This window comes from Corynebacterium appendicis CIP 107643, from assembly GCF_030408415.1.
GTDB lineage: Bacteria > Actinomycetota > Actinomycetes > Mycobacteriales > Mycobacteriaceae > Corynebacterium > Corynebacterium appendicis.
This window is the reverse complement of sequence record NZ_CP046976.1, coordinates 1,558,318-1,576,064: the sequence shown is the minus strand read 5'-3', so window position 1 is coordinate 1,576,064 and position 17,747 is coordinate 1,558,318. Positions and strand designations below refer to the sequence as shown.

The 17,747-nt window shown below is 63.6% G+C and carries 13 protein-coding genes; 7 read left to right on the top strand and 6 right to left on the bottom strand.

The window, feature by feature from the left end; all coding sequences use genetic code 11:
• Nucleotides 1–32 precede the first annotated feature (32 nt).
• The 3 genes from CAPP_RS07735 to dnaE are packed head-to-tail and all read left to right on the top strand — an operon-like array spanning nt 33 to nt 5,621.
• Nucleotides 33–746, top strand: coding sequence for an ABC transporter ATP-binding protein (locus CAPP_RS07735; protein WP_076598900.1), 714 nt, complete (start codon nt 33–35; stop codon nt 744–746).
• Between the two features lie 3 nt (nt 747–749).
• Nucleotides 750–2,042, top strand: coding sequence for an ABC transporter permease (locus tag CAPP_RS07730; protein ID WP_076598730.1), 1,293 nt, complete (start codon nt 750–752; stop codon nt 2,040–2,042).
• 9 nt (nt 2,043–2,051) lie between these two features.
• Nucleotides 2,052–5,621, top strand: coding sequence for a DNA polymerase III subunit alpha (dnaE, locus tag CAPP_RS07725; RefSeq protein ID WP_076598731.1), 3,570 nt, complete (start codon nt 2,052–2,054; stop codon nt 5,619–5,621).
• A 121-nt stretch (nt 5,622–5,742) separates the two neighbouring features.
• On the opposite strand, the gene CAPP_RS07720 is transcribed toward dnaE, so the two are convergent.
• Nucleotides 5,743–6,189, bottom strand: coding sequence for a hypothetical protein (locus tag CAPP_RS07720; RefSeq protein WP_076598732.1), 447 nt, complete (start codon nt 6,187–6,189; stop codon nt 5,743–5,745).
• Between the two features lie 356 nt (nt 6,190–6,545).
• On the opposite strand from CAPP_RS07720, the gene ilvA reads away from it, so the two are divergent.
• Complete coding sequence (ilvA, locus tag CAPP_RS07715; protein WP_076598733.1) at nt 6,546–7,829, top strand: threonine ammonia-lyase IlvA; 1,284 nt, start codon at nt 6,546–6,548, stop codon at nt 7,827–7,829.
• 41 nt (nt 7,830–7,870) lie between these two features.
• Here ilvA and treZ read toward each other — a convergent pair whose 3' ends face one another.
• A complete protein-coding gene (gene treZ / locus CAPP_RS07710; protein ID WP_084560512.1) occupies nt 7,871–9,586 on the bottom strand; it encodes a malto-oligosyltrehalose trehalohydrolase in 1,716 nt (571 codons plus the stop codon).
• Between the two features lie 30 nt (nt 9,587–9,616).
• Between treZ and CAPP_RS07705 the strand changes: the two genes are divergently transcribed.
• The 3 genes from CAPP_RS07705 to CAPP_RS07695 are packed head-to-tail and all read left to right on the top strand — an operon-like array spanning nt 9,617 to nt 10,894.
• Nucleotides 9,617–10,261 (top strand): YigZ family protein, encoded by a 645-nt coding sequence (locus CAPP_RS07705; RefSeq protein WP_076598735.1) that lies wholly within the window; start codon nt 9,617–9,619, stop codon nt 10,259–10,261.
• Nucleotides 10,262–10,271: 10 nt separating this feature from the next.
• Nucleotides 10,272–10,508 (top strand): hypothetical protein, encoded by a 237-nt coding sequence (locus CAPP_RS07700; RefSeq protein WP_076598736.1) that lies wholly within the window; start codon nt 10,272–10,274, stop codon nt 10,506–10,508.
• Nucleotides 10,508–10,894 (top strand): RNA-binding S4 domain-containing protein, encoded by a 387-nt coding sequence (locus CAPP_RS07695; RefSeq protein WP_076598737.1) that lies wholly within the window; start codon nt 10,508–10,510, stop codon nt 10,892–10,894. The genes CAPP_RS07700 and CAPP_RS07695 overlap by 1 nt, the downstream gene beginning before the upstream one ends.
• Before the next feature lie 6 nt (nt 10,895–10,900).
• Here CAPP_RS07695 and treY read toward each other — a convergent pair whose 3' ends face one another.
• The 4 genes from treY to glgX are packed head-to-tail and all read right to left on the bottom strand — an operon-like array spanning nt 10,901 to nt 17,735.
• Nucleotides 10,901–13,393 (bottom strand): malto-oligosyltrehalose synthase, encoded by a 2,493-nt coding sequence (treY, locus tag CAPP_RS07690; protein WP_076598738.1) that lies wholly within the window; start codon nt 13,391–13,393, stop codon nt 10,901–10,903.
• A 47-nt stretch (nt 13,394–13,440) separates the two neighbouring features.
• Nucleotides 13,441–14,130 carry a hypothetical protein gene (locus CAPP_RS07685; RefSeq protein WP_076598739.1) on the bottom strand — a complete coding sequence of 230 codons (690 nt, stop codon included), beginning with the start codon at nt 14,128–14,130 and terminating at the stop codon, nt 13,441–13,443.
• 55 nt (nt 14,131–14,185) lie between these two features.
• Nucleotides 14,186–15,508 carry an exonuclease domain-containing protein gene (locus tag CAPP_RS07680; protein ID WP_076598740.1) on the bottom strand — a complete coding sequence of 441 codons (1,323 nt, stop codon included), beginning with the start codon at nt 15,506–15,508 and terminating at the stop codon, nt 14,186–14,188.
• A complete protein-coding gene (gene glgX, locus CAPP_RS07675) occupies nt 15,501–17,735 on the bottom strand; it encodes a glycogen debranching protein GlgX (RefSeq protein ID WP_076598741.1) in 2,235 nt (744 codons plus the stop codon). The genes CAPP_RS07680 and glgX overlap by 8 nt, the downstream gene beginning before the upstream one ends.
• Between the last annotated feature and the right edge of the window lie 12 nt (nt 17,736–17,747).

The window sequence follows — 17,747 nt, the reverse complement described above, 5'->3', positions numbered from 1 at the left end:
GCACTGCCATCAATGGCGGCGAACAGCCGGCCATGGTCAAAATCGACCCCGACAAGCTGATCTTCATGCGCGGGATCGTCAAGACCTATAACCAAGGCAAAGACACCGAGCTGACCGTCCTGCATGGCATCGACTTCGAAACCAGCCACGGCGAGTTCGTCTCCATCGTCGGCCCGTCCGGTTGCGGCAAGTCCACCCTGATGAATTTGATCGGCATGCTGGATAAGCCGACGCACGGTGGGTACGCCTTCAACGGCGAGGACGTCTTCCAGAAAGTCGACAACGAGCTCGCCTCGTACCGCTCGGAGAATATCGGCTTCATTTTCCAGAATTTCAATCTCGTCGGCCGCATCAATGCGCTGCAAAATGTCGCGATGCCGATGATGTACGCGGGCGTCGGCAAGCGCGAGCGCGAAGAGCGCGCCGCGGAATTGCTCGAGCTCGTCGGCATGGGCGACCGTCTCACACACGCGCCGAACGAGCTTTCCGGCGGCCAGAAGCAGCGCGTGGCTATCGCGCGCAGCCTCGCCAACGACCCGGATTTGCTGCTTGCCGACGAACCGACAGGCGCTCTCGACTCCGAGACCGGACGCATGGTCATGGACCTGTTCCACCAGCTCAACCAGGAATACGGTAAGGCGATCGTCTTCATCACCCACAACCCGGATCTGGCGCAAGAAACCGGCCGGATCGTGGAAATGAAGGATGGCCGTGTCGTCGATGTGCGTTCGGGAGGTGCGGTCTAAACCATGGAATTCCGGGAATCAGTCAACCTTGCGCTCGGCAGTCTGCGGACGAACAAGATGCGTTCGATCCTCACCCTGCTGGGCATCATCATCGGCATCATGGCCGTGGTGATCATCATGACCCTCGGACGCGGCCTCCAAAACAGCGTGACTAGTGGCCTCGAGGACATTGGCGCATCGCAACAAGCGGTGTTCATCACCGAGAAACCCGAGAAATCCGGGGACGGGGAAGAAGAACCGGGAGGCTTCAACCCGCCTGTCACCGACGAAGCGGACAAAGTCACGCTCGAGCAGCTGGACGAACTCAGTGAACACTTCGGCGACCGCATCGTTGGCGTGGACATCCAGAACAGCTTCGGCGGCGATGCCAAATTCGAGGATCAGGATGCCTCGGTCCAGGTGAACCCAGTTCTTGGCGAGTCAATGGAAGTGCGCAACGTGCAGATCGCTTACGGTCGCGCGATCGAGCAGCGGGACATCGACAGCCAGCGCCCGGTCGCGGTCGTCTCGCAGGAGCTTGTCGACGCTTTCTTCGGCGGCGACGGTGCCGCTGCCCTCGGGCAGCGTATCGATCTGAGCGCGGAATCGACCAGTGTGTACACCATTGTTGGTGTCGCCGAGGCGGAGGAGCAAGACGCCAGCAACTTCGGCCAGGAGTCCGCTGCTGGCCAAGCCTTCGTGCCGCTGAGCTCCATTGACCGTATCGCGGAGCCGATCACGAACACCGATTTGTTCAACGTACAGGCCAAAGGTGATGAAGATCCGGCGGAATTCCGTGACGAACTGCAGAAGTACGTCGACCGGTGGTACTCCAAGAGCGAGACGGCCCAGGCCGAAGTCATCGACATGCAGGCGGAGCTCGCGTCCTTCACCCAGATCTTCAGCGCCATCAGTGCCGTGATCGCCTCGATCGCCGGCATCTCCCTCTTGGTGGGCGGCATCGGCGTCATGAACGTCATGCTCATCACAGTCACCGAGCGCACCCGCGAGATCGGTGTGCGAAAGGCGCTCGGTGCGACCCGCCGCGATATCCGCACCCAGTTCATCGTCGAGGCAGTGATGGTCTGTCTGCTCGGCGGCATCATCGGCGTGATCTTGGGCGGCATCATAGGTTCGGTCGCCAGTGGATTCATCGGCATGGCCGGCGGCGGCGAGTACGGGCCGATGGCGTGGCCGCCGGTCAGCGCTGTGCTTGCGTCGCTGCTCTTCTCCATGGCGATCGGTGTTTTCTTCGGCGCATACCCGGCAAACAGGGCCGCTAAGATGCAGCCGATCGACGCTTTGCGCTACGAGTAAACTGTCCGCATGGCCAAAAACTCCTCGTTCGTCCACCTGCACAACCACACCGAGTTCTCCATGCTCGACGGCATGGCCAAGGTGGACCTCTTGGCGGAAGAAGTCGTGCGTCAGGGCATGCCTGCAGTGGGCATGACCGACCACGGCAACATGTTCGGCTCGAACGCCTTCTATCGCCGCATGGTCGATGCCGGCGTGAAGCCGATCATCGGCATCGAGGCATACATGGCGCCCGAGTCCCGCTTCAACAAGAAGCGTGTTCTGTGGGGCACGCCCGACCAGAAAAGCGATGACGTCTCCGCCTCCGGTGCCTACCTGCACCAGACGATGCTGGCGGAGAATGCCACGGGTCTGCACAACCTGTTCAAGCTGTCGTCCCTGGCGTCTTACGAGGGGCAGCTTGGCAAATGGCCGCGCATGGACGCGGAGCTCGTCGCCGAGCACGCCGACGGCATCATTGCCACCACCGGCTGCCCGTCCGGAGACGTGCAGACCCGCCTGCGCCTCGGCCAGTACGACGAGGCGCTCGAGGCCGCCGCGATGTGGCAGGACATCTACGGCAAGGACAATTACTTCCTGGAGCTGATGGACCACGGTCTGCACATCGAGCGCCGGGTCCGTGAAGACCTGCTGCGCATCGGCCAGGCTCTGGATCTGCCGCCGCTGGTCACCAACGACTGCCACTACGTCCTCGAGTCCCAGGCACCCGCGCACGAGGCAATGCTCTGCGTCCAGACTGGCAAGACGCTGCTGGACCCGGACCGCTTCAAATTCGACGGCACGGACTTTTACATCAAATCCGCCGAGAAAATGCGCGCAACGTGGGACGACATGGTTCCCGACGGTTGCGATAACACCTTGTGGATCGCGGAGCGAGTCGGTGACTACGGCGAGTTGTGGGAAGAGCACCCGCACGACCGCATGCCGGTCGCGACCGTGCCGGAGGGGGAGACCCCGACGACGTGGCTGCGTAAGGAGGTCCACCGCGGCCTGGAGGAGCGCTTCGAGGGCAAGGAAGTCCCGGAGGAGTACTTGAAGCGCGCCGATTACGAGATCAGCGTCATCGACATGAAGGGCTACCCGTCCTACTTCCTCATCGTCGCCGAGCTGATCAAGCACGCCCGTTCGGTGGGTATCCGCGTCGGTCCGGGCCGTGGTTCCGCCGCAGGTGCCTTGGTCGCCTACGCGTTGACGATCACGAATATCGACCCGATCGAGCACGGCCTTCTCTTCGAGAGGTTCTTGAACCCGGAGCGTCCGTCCGCACCCGATATCGATATCGACTTTGACGACCGCCGCCGCGGCGAGATGCTCACCTACGCCGCGGAGAACTGGGGCGAGGACAAGATCGCCCAGGTGATCACGTTCGGCACGGTGAAGACGAAACAGGCCATCAAGGACGCCGCGAAGGTGAATTTCGGCCAGCCGGGCTTCCAGATGGCCGACCGCATCAATGCCGCGCTGCCGCCCGCGATCATGGCGAAGGACATCCCACTGTCCGGCATCACTGACTCGGAGCACGAGCGCTACTCGGAGGCCGCCGAGGTCCGCTCCATGATCGAGACCGACCCCGACGTGGCCAAGATCTACGAGACTGCCCGCGGCCTGGAGGGCGTTGTCCGCCAGGCCGGTGTCCACGCCTGCGCGGTGATCATGGCATCGGTGCCGCTCATGGACCACATCCCGATGTGGAAGCGTCCCGCCGATGGTGCGCTCATTACAGGCTGGGACTACCCGGCCTGCGAGGCCATTGGCCTGTTGAAGATGGACTTCCTCGGTCTGCGCAACCTCACCGTTATCGGTGACGCGATTGAGAATATCCAGAAGAACCGCGGCGAGACCCTCGACCTCGAGAGTTTGGACACCGACGACCCGAACGTTTACGAGCTGTTGTCCCGCGGCGACACCCTGGGAGTGTTCCAGCTCGACTCCGGCGGCATGCAGGAGCTGCTCAAGCGCATGAAGCCGACGGGCTTCAACGATATTGTCGCCTCTCTCGCGCTCTACCGACCGGGCCCGATGGGCGTGAATGCCCACTGGGATTACGCGGACCGCAAGAACGGCCGCAAGCCGATCACCCCGATCCACCCGGAGCTGGAAGAGCCGCTGCGGGAGATTCTCGACGAGACCTACGGCCTCATCGTCTACCAGGAGCAGATCATGAGGATCTCTCAGAAGGTGGCGAACTACACGGCTGGCGAGGCAGACGGCTTCCGTAAGGCGATGGGCAAGAAGAAGCCGGAGGTGCTTGCGCAGCAGTACGAGAAGTTCTCGCAAGGCATGTTCGACAACGGCTACACCAAGTCCGCAGTCGACGCGCTGTGGGGCACGATCGAGCCGTTTGCGTCCTACGCGTTCAACAAGTCGCACGCTGCCGGTTATGCGCTGGTCTCGTACTGGACCGCGTATTTGAAGGCGAACTACGCCTCGGAGTACATGGCTGCGCTGCTGACTTCTGTCGGCGACAAGAAGGACAAGTCCGCGATCTACCTGGCCGACTGCCGCCACTTGGGCATCTCGGTTTTGCCGCCGGACATCAACGAGTCCGAGGAGAACTTCCTCGCTGTTGACAAGGACATCCGCTACGGTCTGGCCGCGATCCGCAATGTGGGTGTGGAAGTCGTGGAGTCCATCATGGAGACTCGCCGCACGAAGGGTGCATTCACGAGCTTCTCCGACTACCTGGACAAGATCGACCTTCTGCCGTGCAATAAGCGCATCACGGAGTCCCTGATCAAGGGCGGCGCCTTCGACTCGCTCGGCCACCCGCGCAAGGGACTGCTCCTGGTGTCTGACGGCGCGGTGGATTCTGTTCTGACCACGAAGAAGGCGGCCGATAAGGGGCAGTTCGACCTGTTCTCCTCATTCGGCGGCAGCGATGACGGCGACGACAGCGCCGCTAACGCCTTCACCATTGAGATCCCGGACGAGGAGTGGGAGAAAAAGCACAAGCTCGCTCTCGAGCGGGAGATGCTCGGCCTCTACGTCTCGGGCCACCCGCTCGATGGTTTCGAAGAAGCCCTCGAGGCGCAGACGGACACGTCGCTGCCGACGATTCTCGGCGGGGAGATGCGCCACGGCGACCAGGTCACCATCGGCGGAATCATCTCCAGCGTCGACCGCCGCTACTCCAAGAAGGACGGCTCGCCCTGGGCGATTGTCACGCTGGAGGACCACCACGGCGCCCAGGTCGAGGTGCTGCTGTTCAACAAGGTCTACGCGCTCGTCGCACCGCAGATCGTGGAGGACAACATCATCCTGGTCAAGGCTCATGTGTCCATCCGTGACGAACGTATGAGCCTGTTTGGCGACGACGTTAAGGTCCCGGAACTCGGTCCCGGCAACGGTGCGGGGCTGCCGCTACGCCTGACGATGCGCACCGACCAGTGCACGATGGACAATATCCGCAAGCTCAAGCAGGTGCTGACGAATAACCCGGGTGATTCCGATGTGTACCTGAACCTCGTCAACGGGGAGCACTCTCAGTTGATGGTGCTCGGCGACCACTTGCGGGTGGAGCGTTCCGGCAGCCTGATGGGCGATTTGAAAGCCGCGATGGGCGCAGGCGTGCTGGGCTAGAAACTCAGAATAGGCTCCTCAAACACGACGGCTCCTGCCTCTCTACGCAACTCTCAAATAAAAGGAGCGCGGAGAGACAGGAGCCGAATCGTATATATGGATTCCGTCGAAACAGGAAACTTTAGGAGAACTGCTTCATGAATGCTTCGAACTGAGCCTTGGCAGTCGGGGAAACAGTGATGATAATTGCGGCCAGCTGGGAGCCCACGGTGATCACGCCAGCGATGACCTCAACGATCGCGGAGACCGTCTCGAAGTGGTTGCTGTTCAAGTAAGCGGAAAGTCGGTTCAGTCCGTCGCTCTTGAACGGGCCGTTAGGAGCAGGATCGGAAGAAGCGCCGCCCTTATCCCAAATGTCTTTGGTCGGTTCGAGGCCCTCCGAGTCTTCCTCCTCGCCGTCCTCAGTATCGGTGGCGTCTGTGCCGGTGTCGGGCTCGTTGTTCGTGTTGTCGGCGTCAGCGATGGTCGCGGACTCGTCTTTGGCGGTCTCGGCGACGGCGGCCGGGGCGGCGCTGAATGCCATTGCGGCGGAAAGCATTGCGGCGAGGAATGTGTTGCGCTTCTTCACGAAGGACTCCTTCTTGAATGTAAGGTTGGGTGATTCTGGCAGGAACCTCAAAAAATCATACGCTTCACATCAACTAATGCAAGGGTTTTCGCGGGGGGAGCTCTATGAGGCCATCCTGCGTAGATAAAAGCGCAGGTAAGATGGTCCTAATTTATGTTCTGCAAATTCCTCTTTCTTACATTTCCGGAATCACGTTTTATGTTTTTAGCGGAATTGTAGTTTTTGTTTGCAAGTTCTTGGGTGGGAGACCTGTTCGAAATGCTGTGGCTTGCGGTGGTGGAGCGCGCGTGCAGCGCTCGGAATTTTTCGGTTCGCATGCGCTTGCGGTGTCCGCGGTGGGTCTATGATTGCTCGGTATGACACATTCGCCTGATTTTTCACCCGTGCACGCAGCAGACATTCAAGGGGCACAGGCGAGTATTTCGAGCATAATCGCGCCGACACCGTTGCAGTACTGCCCGCGCCTGTCGCAGGACTACGGGGTGGAGGTGTACCTCAAGCGCGAGGACTTGCAGGACGTGCGCTCGTACAAAATTCGCGGCGCGTACTACAACATCAGCAACCTGACCGAGGAAGAAAAAGCGGCCGGAGTCGTCGCGGCGTCGGCAGGCAACCACGCGCAGGGCGTCGCGTACGCCTGCCGTTCCATGGGCATCGACGGCAAGATCTTCGTGCCGAAGCGCACGCCGAAGCAGAAGCGCGACCGCATCAAGGTCCACGGCGGGGACAATGTGGAGCTCGTGCTTGTCGGTGACACATTCGACGAGGCCGCAGAAGCAGCGCGTAACGACGCTGAGGCCCGCGGCGCCACCATCGTCGAGCCCTTCAACGCGCGCAACACCGTGATTGGCCAGGGCACAGTGGGCGCCGAGGTGGTCTCCCAGCTGTCCGGGTTGGGCAAGTCGCTGGACTCCATCGTCGTCCCGGTAGGCGGCGGCGGACTGCTCGCCGGCATCACCTCGTATCTGGCGGACATGTCCCCGCGCACCGCGGTGGTCGGGGCGGAACCGGCAGGTGGACGTTCGCTGCAGGCAGCCCTCGACGCCGGCGAACCGGTGACACTCGAGACCGTCGACCCGTTCGTCGATGGCGCCGCTGTAAAGCGGATCGGTGACGTGAACTACCACATCATCGAGGAGAACCTCGGGCGTCTCCACGTCGTGTCCGTCGACGAAGGAGCAGTGTGCACCAGCATGCTCGCGCTGTATCAGAACGAGGGCATCATCGCGGAGCCCGCCGGCGCGTTGTCGGTTGCGGCACTCGCTGATGTCAGCCTGGCTCCCGGCAGCACAGTCGTGTGCGTGATCTCCGGCGGCAACAACGATGTGCTGCGCTACGCCGAGATCATGGAGCGATCGCTGGTGCACCGCGGCTTGAAGCACTACTTCCTCGTCAACTTCGCCCAGGAGCCGGGGCAGCTGCGCCGCTTTCTCAACGACGTGCTGGGTCCGGACGACGATATCGCGTTGTTCGAGTACCTGAAAAAGAACAACCGCGAGACCGGCGCCGCGCTCGTCGGCATCGAGCTCGCTCGGGCATCCGACCTCGACCCGTTGCTCGAGCGCATGGAGGAGGCGTCCTTCGACTGCCGCCGCCTGATGCCGGGCACGCCGGAATACGATTTCATCGTCACGGGCTAGGACAGCTAGCTACCGGCTGACGTCCGGTAGCGTCCTGGTGCCTACCGCTTGATCACCGCGAAGCCCCACGGCTCCAGCTGGGTCTCCGTTGCCGTGACGGTGGGGGAGCTGAAGGAATAAACGAGCTCCCCGCCCACGGGGACGGTGGCCGGTTCATCGGAGAGGTTCGCCGCGAGCACGACATCGTCGTAGCCCATGGTCATCCAATTATCGGAGTGCTCGACCTGCAGATCGCGGAGATCTTCGCGAGCGAGGTTCAGGTCGCTGCGTAGTTTCAGTAGCGTCTTGTAGGCCTCGTGCACCGCCGTGGCATCCTCGCCGTGGTTCCAGTCCAGTTTCGCCGATTCGAAGGTGGCCGGGTCGGCTGGGTCGGGGACCTCGTCGAAGTTCCAGCCGTAGCGGGCGAATTCGTGGGCGCGGCCTTCGCGGGTGAGGCGCATGAGCTCTTCGTCGGTGTGGGAGACGAAGAACGGGAACGGCGTCTGCGCGAAGGATTCCTCGCCCTGGAAGATCATCGGTGTGAACGGGCTGAAGAAGATCACCGCGGCCTTGAGCACGTGCTGGGTCGGCGTGAGGTTCTGCGACGGGCGGTCGCCCTCCGCACGGTTGCCCACCTGGTCGTGGGTGGTGGTGTAGGTGATCAGCTTCCACGGGGGGATCGCCGCGAGATCCAGCGCGCGGCCGTGGGTGCGGCCGCGGTAACGGGAATAGTCGTTGCGGAACCGGTAGCCGTGGCGCAGCGTGTCCGCGAGGATCTCCACCGTGCCGAAGTCTTCGTAGTACGCGTTGTTCTCGGCGGTGATAACGGTGTGGAGGGCATGGTGGACGTCGTCAAGCCATTGCGCGTCGAGCCCGTACCCGCCGACCGAATAGTCGGAGATGATGCGCGGATCGTTCATGTCGCTCTCGGCGATGATGATCGGATTCGGGCCCTGTTCCGCCTCGACTTCGTCGGCGACCCTGTTGATCTGCTCCATGATCGAGTACGCGCCGCGGTCGTCGTAGGTCTGCACCGCGTCGAGGCGCAGGCCGTCGATGTGGAATTCGGTGAGCCAGCGCCGCACGGCATCGAGCACGTAGGCGCGGACCTCGTCCGAATCGGCGCCGGAGAGGTTCACCACATCGCCCCAGCCCGTCGCGCCAGCAGTGGTGTACGGACCGAACTGCCCGTTGTAATTGCCGTCGGGGCCGAAGTGGTTGTACACCACATCCAAAAACACGCCGATGCCCTTGTTGTGCGCGGCGTCGACCAGGCGCTTCAGGCCTTCGGGGCCGCCGTAGCTTTCCTGCACGGCGAACCAGTCCACGCCGTCGTAGCCCCAGTTGCGCTCGCCGGCGAACGGCTGGACGGGCATCAGCTCGATCGTGGTCACGCCCAGGTCCGCAAGGTAATCGAGCTTATCGACGACTCCGTCAAACGTCCCCTCCTCACTGAACGTGCCCACGTGGAGCTCGTAGATGACCTGTCCTTTGAGCTCGTAACGGGTCCAGTCCTGGTCCGACCACTCGAATTCGGGGTCGGTCACCTGCGACAGGCCGTGAACTCCGTCGGGTTGGCGGGCGGAGCGGGGATCGGGGAGGGGAGCAGTCCAGGATTCGCCGTCGTAAAGCGAAAAGCCGTAACGCTGACCCGGAGTCTTCTCGATGTCGCTCAGCCACCATCCTCGGCGCTTGTCGTCCCTGCGCATCTGGTGCTCTTCATCGTCGACGACGAGTTTCACGTCGTGCGCGTACGGGGCCCACACATCGAACTTCATGTGTTCCACCCTAAGTAAAATGGTCCCGCAATGGAGACAACATATTCACTGCCTGTTTCGGGCGAGCCGACGGTGAGCGAGATCGAAATCAAGCGTTCCCGCTTCATCACCTGGATCGCGCGTGCCGAGACCGAGGACGAAGCGCGCGAGGTCATCGCGAGGGCGCGGCACGAATATCCCGACGCCCGGCACCACTGCTCCGCATTCATCGTGCACGTCGACGGGGCGGTGCCGATCGAGCGCTCCAGCGACGACGGCGAGCCCGCCGGAACGGCCGGCAAACCGATGCTCGACGCGCTACGCGGCTCCGGCCTCGAATCTGCCGTGGCCGTGGTGATCCGCTATTTCGGCGGCGTGAAGCTCGGTGCGGGCGGGCTCGTGCACGCCTATTCCGAATCCGTCTCCCAGGCCTTGGAAGCCGTGCCGCGCGCCGAGAAATCCCTGCGCGAACTCATCAGTGTGAACCTCCCGCACACCGACGCCGGACGGATCGAAGCCGAACTGCGCACCCACGGCGTCGACGTCGTCGACGTCGCCTACGCCGCGCAGGCCCAGTACACCTTCGCTATCGCCCCCGGCAGCCGCGGCGAATTCGACGATCTGCTCGCCGCCGTGACGCAGGGAACCGCCACCGCCCGCGAGGCGGGAACAATGTGGGTGGAATGCGACCGCTAAACTTGTGCCCATGACTCTTCAGCCGCGCCCGAACAACCCGATCGAAGCCCGCAAACAGGCCGTGCGCCGCTACTCCCGCAATGGAGTGGCCTGCGTCGGCGGCGGCGTGCTCGGCGGCGTGGCGCTCGGCCTGATCTTCTCCTCCTTCTGGTTCTGGTTCGCCCTCGGCATGGTCGTCGCCGTGGGCGGCGGGCTGTACAACTACAGCAAGGTGCAGAAGATCATCAACCACCAAGACACGTACTGATGGCGGGCGCTGAACCGGACGGCACACCCGTTCGCATCGACGTGTGGGTGTGGGCCGTCCGCATGTACAAGACGCGTTCTGAGGCAGCCAACGCCGTGCGCGCCGGGCACGTGAAACTCAACGGCAACGCAGTGAAGCCGTCCACCCAGGTGGTTCCCGGCGATCGCGTCAAAGCGTGGAAGGACTACCGCGACATCGAGTACGAAGTCGTGCAGACCCTGCGCAAACGCGTTGGCGCCCCAGTGGCCCGTCAGTGCTATATCGACCATTCCCCGCCGCCACCGCCGAAGGAGTACTTCTACTCCATGCCCAAGCGCGACCGCGGTGCCGGCCGCCCGACGAAGAAGGAGCGCCGCGAGCTCGACCGGCTGATGGGCAGGCGCTGACGCCCCTTACACGTTGGCGTGGGCGGCGACGAGCAGCGCGGTCGGCAGGACGTCGAGAACATCGCGGACCAGGACCGTGCCGGTGAAGGTGTTTCCGGTGATGAGGTCGGTCCACTCGCCGTCGGGCAGGGTGACGGTGGTGCCGCCCCAGCCGCCGCGGTCCTCCAGCTGGAGCGGGCGGCGGGTGGCCAACGCGACGACGTCGAGCCCGGAGGAGCCCCGCGCCATGCCGACCAGGTGGCTGGCGGATTCGCCGACTCCGAACACGGCCTGGTAGTCGCTAGCGAGGAAAATATCCGGGTGCTGCCGGCGCAGGTACGCACCCTCGTGGACGACGGCCTGTTTCGCGCGGTCGACCATTGCCGCCAGGTGCGGGTAGAGACCGGGCTCGCCGTTTTCGCGGGCATCATCGCGGGCCTGGAGCAGCTCGTCGTGGAGGCGGCCGGACAGCGCGGACTCCTTGAACTGCTGCAATGTCTGTTCCCGGTTGACGTAGTCAATGAAGCGGCGGTTATCCGGGTCCACCAGAGACAGGTCCCAGAATTCTTGACCCTGGTAGGTGTCCGGGATACCGGGGCCGATGAGCTGCAGCATCTTCCGGCCGAGCGAGACCTGCACGGCGCCGCGGTGAATCTCAGAGACGAAGGCGTCGATCATGGGCGCGGCGGGGCCGTCGATAAGCGCGTCGACCCAATCCGCGATGGACCGTTCGAAGTGCGCGTCGTTGTCGAACCACGTCGTGTGCACGCCCGCTTCGCGCACGGCCTTGAGGGCGTAATCCTGGAGACGATCGCGGACGGGGTCAGTGCTGCCGTCCGTCGGCCAGACGCCAATGATGTTCTGGAGCAGGAAATGCGCGGTCGCGTCGTCGGGGGCGGGGACCAGCGCACTTATCTGGTGGGCCAGTTCCGCGAAATCTTTATGCCGTTCGGTGATCTCGATGATGCGGGCGCGGGTGTCCTCGCTGCGCTTCGTGTCGTGGGTGCTCAGCGTCGTCATCGCGTGGGGCCACAGCATGGCCCGCTCCTGCTGGAGCAGGTGGAATTCAGCGGCCGAGACGCCGAAGCGGCCCGGTGCGCCGCCGACTTCCTGGAGCGCGACGAGACGGCAGGCGCGGTAGAACAGCGTGTCTTCTACGCCTTTGGCCATGACTGCGCCGCAGACCTGGGCGAATCGGGTCTTGGCTTCGCCGTTGGCGAGAAATGCCGCGGAGATCAGGTCGAGCGCGGCGCGGCGCGAGGGGAAGCGGCGCACCATGTCTGCCACGATCGTCGAGGTCTGGCGGGACAACGAAATATAGTCCGCGCGGTAGACCGGCATCGCTGCGACAAGGTCGATGACGGTGCGCTCCAAATCCTCATCGGTGACATCGGCGCCCGCGGTGGAAAAATTGTCCCGGCGGATGGCGCGGGTCAGACGGCGGACCTCAGCGGCGAGCTCCGATTCGGCGACTTCGCGCTTGAGCTGCTGCTCGGCCGCGGCAATGGCCGCTTCGTCCCACGTGGAGCCGGAATGTTGGAGGGACAGCATGCTCAACGAGTCCTCGGCGTCGCGGGCGACGAAGACACCGTCGAGTTCGCGGAGCGCGTCGTAGCCGGTGGTGCCGTCGACAGCCAAGCGCGGGTCGAGCGGCTCGGTGACCCCGAGGATCTTCTCGGCGACCAGCCACCGGTCCTCGCCGATCAGGTCCCGCAGCCGGTTCAGGTAGGTGAACGGGTCGGCGAGGCCGTCGGGGTGGTCGACGCGGACACCGTCGATAAGCTCCTCGGCGATGATCTGGCGGAGTGTGCGGTGAGTGTGCTCGAAAATGAGCGGGTCTTCCTGGCGGATGCCCGCGAGGCCGTTGACGGAGAAGAAGCGGCGGTAGGAGATGACCCCGTCGCGCCAGAACATCAGGCGGTAGCTCTGCTTGTCGTAGACCTCGCGCGGATCGTCGTCGAGGCTGCCGAATGAGCCCGGGGCGAGCGGGAAGTAGTTGTCGAAGTACGCGAGCACCGGCTCGTCGATCTCATCGAGGTACACCAGCTCGAACTTGTCCTCGTCGCCCGGCTGGCCCAGCACCGGCAACCCGAGCTTGCCGCCCGCGCCGTTGTCTTCGTGCCAGTCGATGTCGAAATAGGCCTCGAATTCAGAATCCTGCCCGTTTTTGAGCACGTCCCACCACCACGCGTTCAGCTGCGGTGCCTCCACACCGAGGTGGTTGGGCACGATGTCCACAATCAGGCCAAGTCCGGCCTCGTGCGCTTTAGCAGCCAGATGGCGCAGCCCCTCCATCCCTCCGAGCTCCGGGTTGACCTCGGTCGGGTCTGTCACGTCGTAGTTGTGGTTCGACTCCGGGTAGGACGTGAAGATGGGCGAGAGATAGAGGTGCGAGACCCCCAATTCCTTCAAGTACGGCACGAGTGCGGCGGCGTCGGCGAAGGTGAAACTCCGCCCCGCCGGGTCCGCATCCTTGCCGCGCAGCTGCAGCCGGTACGTCGAAGTGATGGGGCGGAACATCTGCGGAATCTCCTTATCGTCGCGACACTGCGGTACACCCCAACACACTAGTGAGAAACCGGTGCTCTCTCACTGGCTCTGCGATTGCGGTGGCAGACCGGGAACCCGAAGGAATATGCGAAGACGGTCGCTGCGGGCGCGCATGCCTTTATTTCGGCGGGCTCCGCGTCGAACACAAACAGCTCTTTGTGGTCGCGGGTGGCAAAAAGGAGCGGTGCCGCCGGTGAGAGCACCTCCGTGAAGTGTGAGTGGAGCACCTGGAAGGTGCGTGGGTGCGCCAACCACGCCGCCGGGGGATGCTCGCCGCCGTGCACTTCAAGCCCCCGCGGCGCGTCATCGCCGAGAGCGAAGGACGCGTTGCGGACTGTGAATTCAATCTTGTCGGACTGGGTACGCAGCAAAGTGTCGGCGGCCGCGTCCCATGCCTGCCTGGTGCTCAGCTCCATCCGGCCAAGGTCGATGGGGGTGAGTAACCGCCCGTCCGGCGCTTTCAACAAAGCCACGTGGTCCCGGGACAGAGAGATATACGCAGGCTTGGACGACGAGCCCGGGCACGCCCAGCCCTTCGACTTGACCGCGTGCATCCGCGGCGCGGGCAGGGCATGCAGGGGAACTGCCGGTACGGGCAGGTGAGAAAAGGAGACTGCCGTGGACGCCGGAACATGGGCGGGCGCGGCAGGGGAGACGGTGCCGGAGATGACGGTGGGAGCAGGAGCGGGATTCAGCGCGGTCTTCATGCCTACTTAGACTGCGCTGACCCCGTCTCCGGTTCCCTCGGAGCCGGAAAGTTTTCTAGAAAGGCGGCTGCTCGTTCAACCCGAGGACGTCCAGCAGCTTCTCCGCCGGCCAGATCTCGATGTCCTGGCCCTTTTCCTCCAGCTCGCGGGCGCGCTTCTCCTTCGAAGTCACCGACGCCCATTCGCCGACGACAAGAATCGTCGTCTTCTTGGTCACGTTCTTGCCCACCTGGCCGCCGCGGGCGGCGATGCCGTCCCACAGTTGGCCCTTGTCGAAAGGCTCGAATTCGCCTGTGAGCGTGACATTCTGCTCGTACAGCGGCGAGTCCGGGTCCGCGTCGACGGCGGGCTCCGGGATCGTGTCCGGGGTGGCGACCGACTGCCAGGGCGCCGGTCCACGGTTCGATTTCCCGGATTCTTCCGCGTCAGAGGTGCCCTGTGTGCCGGATTCCGCTTGCAACGCAGTCTGCGCCCCGGAGAGATCCTTGAGCACCGGGGTCACACGAGCATCACCGACAGAACCAAGGGCAAAACCGGTGGAGTGGACATATTCGGCCACCGTGCCGGAGTGCTCCTCGCGCCGGGCCAAACCGAGCATGACGCCCGCGCAGGCTTCCGCGTCCGCCGCGGCGTCGTGGTGGTTGTCCAGGGCGATACCGAAATGATCCGCGAGGGTGGGCAGGCGGTGGTTGGCCACACCCAGGTCCGCGGCGCGGGCAGCAGCCAGCGTGCACGCGAATGCGATGTGCGGGACCTTCTGGCCCGAGGCGAGCGCGGCGTACCGCAGGGCGGAGGCATCAAAATACGCGTTGTGCGCGACGACAGGGAGGTCTCCGACGAAACCCGCGAAGCGCTCGAACAGCTCGCCGACGGCAGGCTCATCCGCCACCGCGTCCGCCGTGATGCCGTGGCAATCGACGTTGAACTCGTCGAATTCGTCGATGCCTTCCGGCGGACGGCACAGCCACGACGCGCGCTCGACGATCTCGCCGTCGACGACCCGCACCAGACCCATCTGGCAGATCGAGCCCCAATTCTGGTTCGCGGTCTCCACATCGAAGGCCACGAAGTTGAAGCCCGGAATGCTGTCGGTGCTGATTTTCTTGCCCGAACGCGCAGCCTCGACGATGGTGCGCAGTTTCTCCGGGCCCTTGTCGTCGCCCGGGGCGAAACGGATGACGGTCTCGTTGTTGCCGTGAGCGACGACGGCACATGCGGCGTCCCAGTCATCGCCGGGGAGCACGCTTATCGACGACACCTCCGCCAGCGGGAGCACCACCGCTTCCGCTGAACCACGCAGCGCGGCCTCCAGCGGATCCGGGTGAATCTCCAGCGCGGTGTCGGTGACCAGAATCCGGGCGCCGTGAGCGTTAATCATCTGCGCCCTGTTCCTCCTCGTGGTCTGTGGCTTCGGTAATTTCTTCATCGCCGTTGACGTCATCGAAGACTGGCGGTTCGATCTGGCGGAGCACGACAGTGGAGCGGGCGGGGACGTTCTTGGTGCCGCCAGCCTCGATCTCTTCGGTCTCAGCGGGGTGGCCGAGAGGCTCGGTGGTGTCGATGAGCACCTCCCACTTCGCGCCGAGGTTCTTCGACGGCAGCGTGAACTCGATGTCCTCGTGGTAGGCGTTGAACATCAGCAGGAAAGAATCGTCGGTGACGTGCTGGCCCCGGGCGTCCGGCTCGGTGATCTGCGTGCCGTTGATGTAGGCCTGCAGCGCCTTGCCGAAAGCAAAGTCCCAGTCGTCCTGCGTCATCATTTTGCCGTCCGGCACGAGCCAGGCGATGTCGCGGTCCTGCGCATCGGTTCCCAGCGGCCCACCGGCCAGGAAGCGGCGGCGGCGGAAGACCGGGTGGTTCTTGCGGATGGCGATGAGGCGCTTGGTGAAGTCGTGCAGGTCATCGCCCTCTTCAAGGCGGTCCCAGTTCATCCAGGATGTCTCGTTGTCCTGGCAGTAGACGTTGTTGTTGCCGCCCTGGGTGCGCGCGAATTCGTCGCCGTGAGCGATCATCGGGGTGCCCAGCGAGAGCAGGAGAGTGGTCAGGAAATTGCGGCGCTGCTGCGCGCGCAGACTGAGAACCTCCGGGTCGTCGGTCGGGCCTTCGACACCGCAGTTCCAGGAGCGGTTGTGGCTCTCACCGTCACGGCCGTCCTCCTGGTTCGCTTCGTTGTGCTTCTCGTTGTAACTGACCAGGTCGTTGAGCGTGAAGCCGTCGTGCGCGGTGATGAAGTTGATCGAGGCGGTGGGGCGGCGGCCGTTGTGGTTATACAGGTCGGAGGAACCAGTCAAGCGGGACGCGAATTCGCCGAGCGTGGCGGGCTCGCCGCGCCAGAAATCGCGCACTGTGTCGCGGTACTTGCCGTTCCACTCGCTCCACAGCGGCGGGAAATTGCCCACCTGGTAGCCGTTCTCGCCGACATCCCACGGCTCGGCGATGAGCTTGACCTGCGAGACCACCGGATCCTGCTGCACCAAGTCGAAGAAGGTGGCCAGCCGGTCCACGTCGGAGAATTCGCGTGCGAGGGTGGAGGCGAGGTCGAAGCGGAAGCCGTCCACGCGCATCTCGGAGACCCAGTAGCGAAGCGAGTCCATGATCAGCTGCAGGGAGTGCGGGTCGCGCACATTAAGCGAGTTACCGGTGCCAGTGTAATCCATGTAGTGGAATTTGTTGTCGTCCACCAGCCGGTAGTACGCCTCGTTGTCGATGCCGCGGAACGCGATCGTGGGGCCCATATGGTTGCCCTCGGCGGTATGGTTGTAGACGACATCGAGGATGACTTCCATGCCCGCCTCGTGGTAGGTGCGGACCATGCCCTTGAACTCGGCGACGGCATCGCCCGGCTTCTTGCTCGCCGCATAGTCCTGGTGCGGGGCGAAGAAGCCGAAGGTGTTGTATCCCCAGTAATTGCGCAGGCCCAGATCACGCAGGCGGTCGTCCTGGAGGAACTGGTGGACTGGCAGCAGCTCGACCGAGGTGACGCCCAGGTCCTGCAGGTAGGAAATGACCCTCGGGTGCGCGAGTCCGGCGTAGGTGCCGCGGAGCTCCTCCGGCACATCCGGGTGCAGCTGCGTCATGCCTTTGACATGCATCTCGTAGATGATCGTGTCGTTCTCCGGGATGCGCGGGGCCCGGTCGTCGCCCCAGTCGAAGAACGGGTTGATCACCACGGACTTCATCGTGTGGCCGAGCGAATCCTCCTCGTTGCGGCCGGTGCCCGGATCCTCGGCATAAATGTCGTAGGAGAACAGGGACGAGTGGCCGTCGAATTCGCCGTCGAATGCGCGCGCGTAGGGGTCGACCAAGAGTTTGGACGGATCGCAGCGCTTGCCGTTCTCCGGATCCCACGGGCCGTGAACGCGGTATCCGTAGCGCTGCCCCGGAAGAATTCCCGGCAAGTAGGCGTGCCAGACATGGTTGTCCACCTCTTCGAGGTTGACACGCACCTCGTTCTCTTCGCGGTCGATCAGGCAGAGCTCCACCTTCTCCGCGACATTAGAGAAGATGGCGAAGTTGGTGCCGGCACCGTCGTATGTGGATCCCAAAGGGTATGCGGATCCAGGCCACACCTGGATAGTCTGCTCGTTCGCACTCGGATTTGTCATGAGACCCGATGG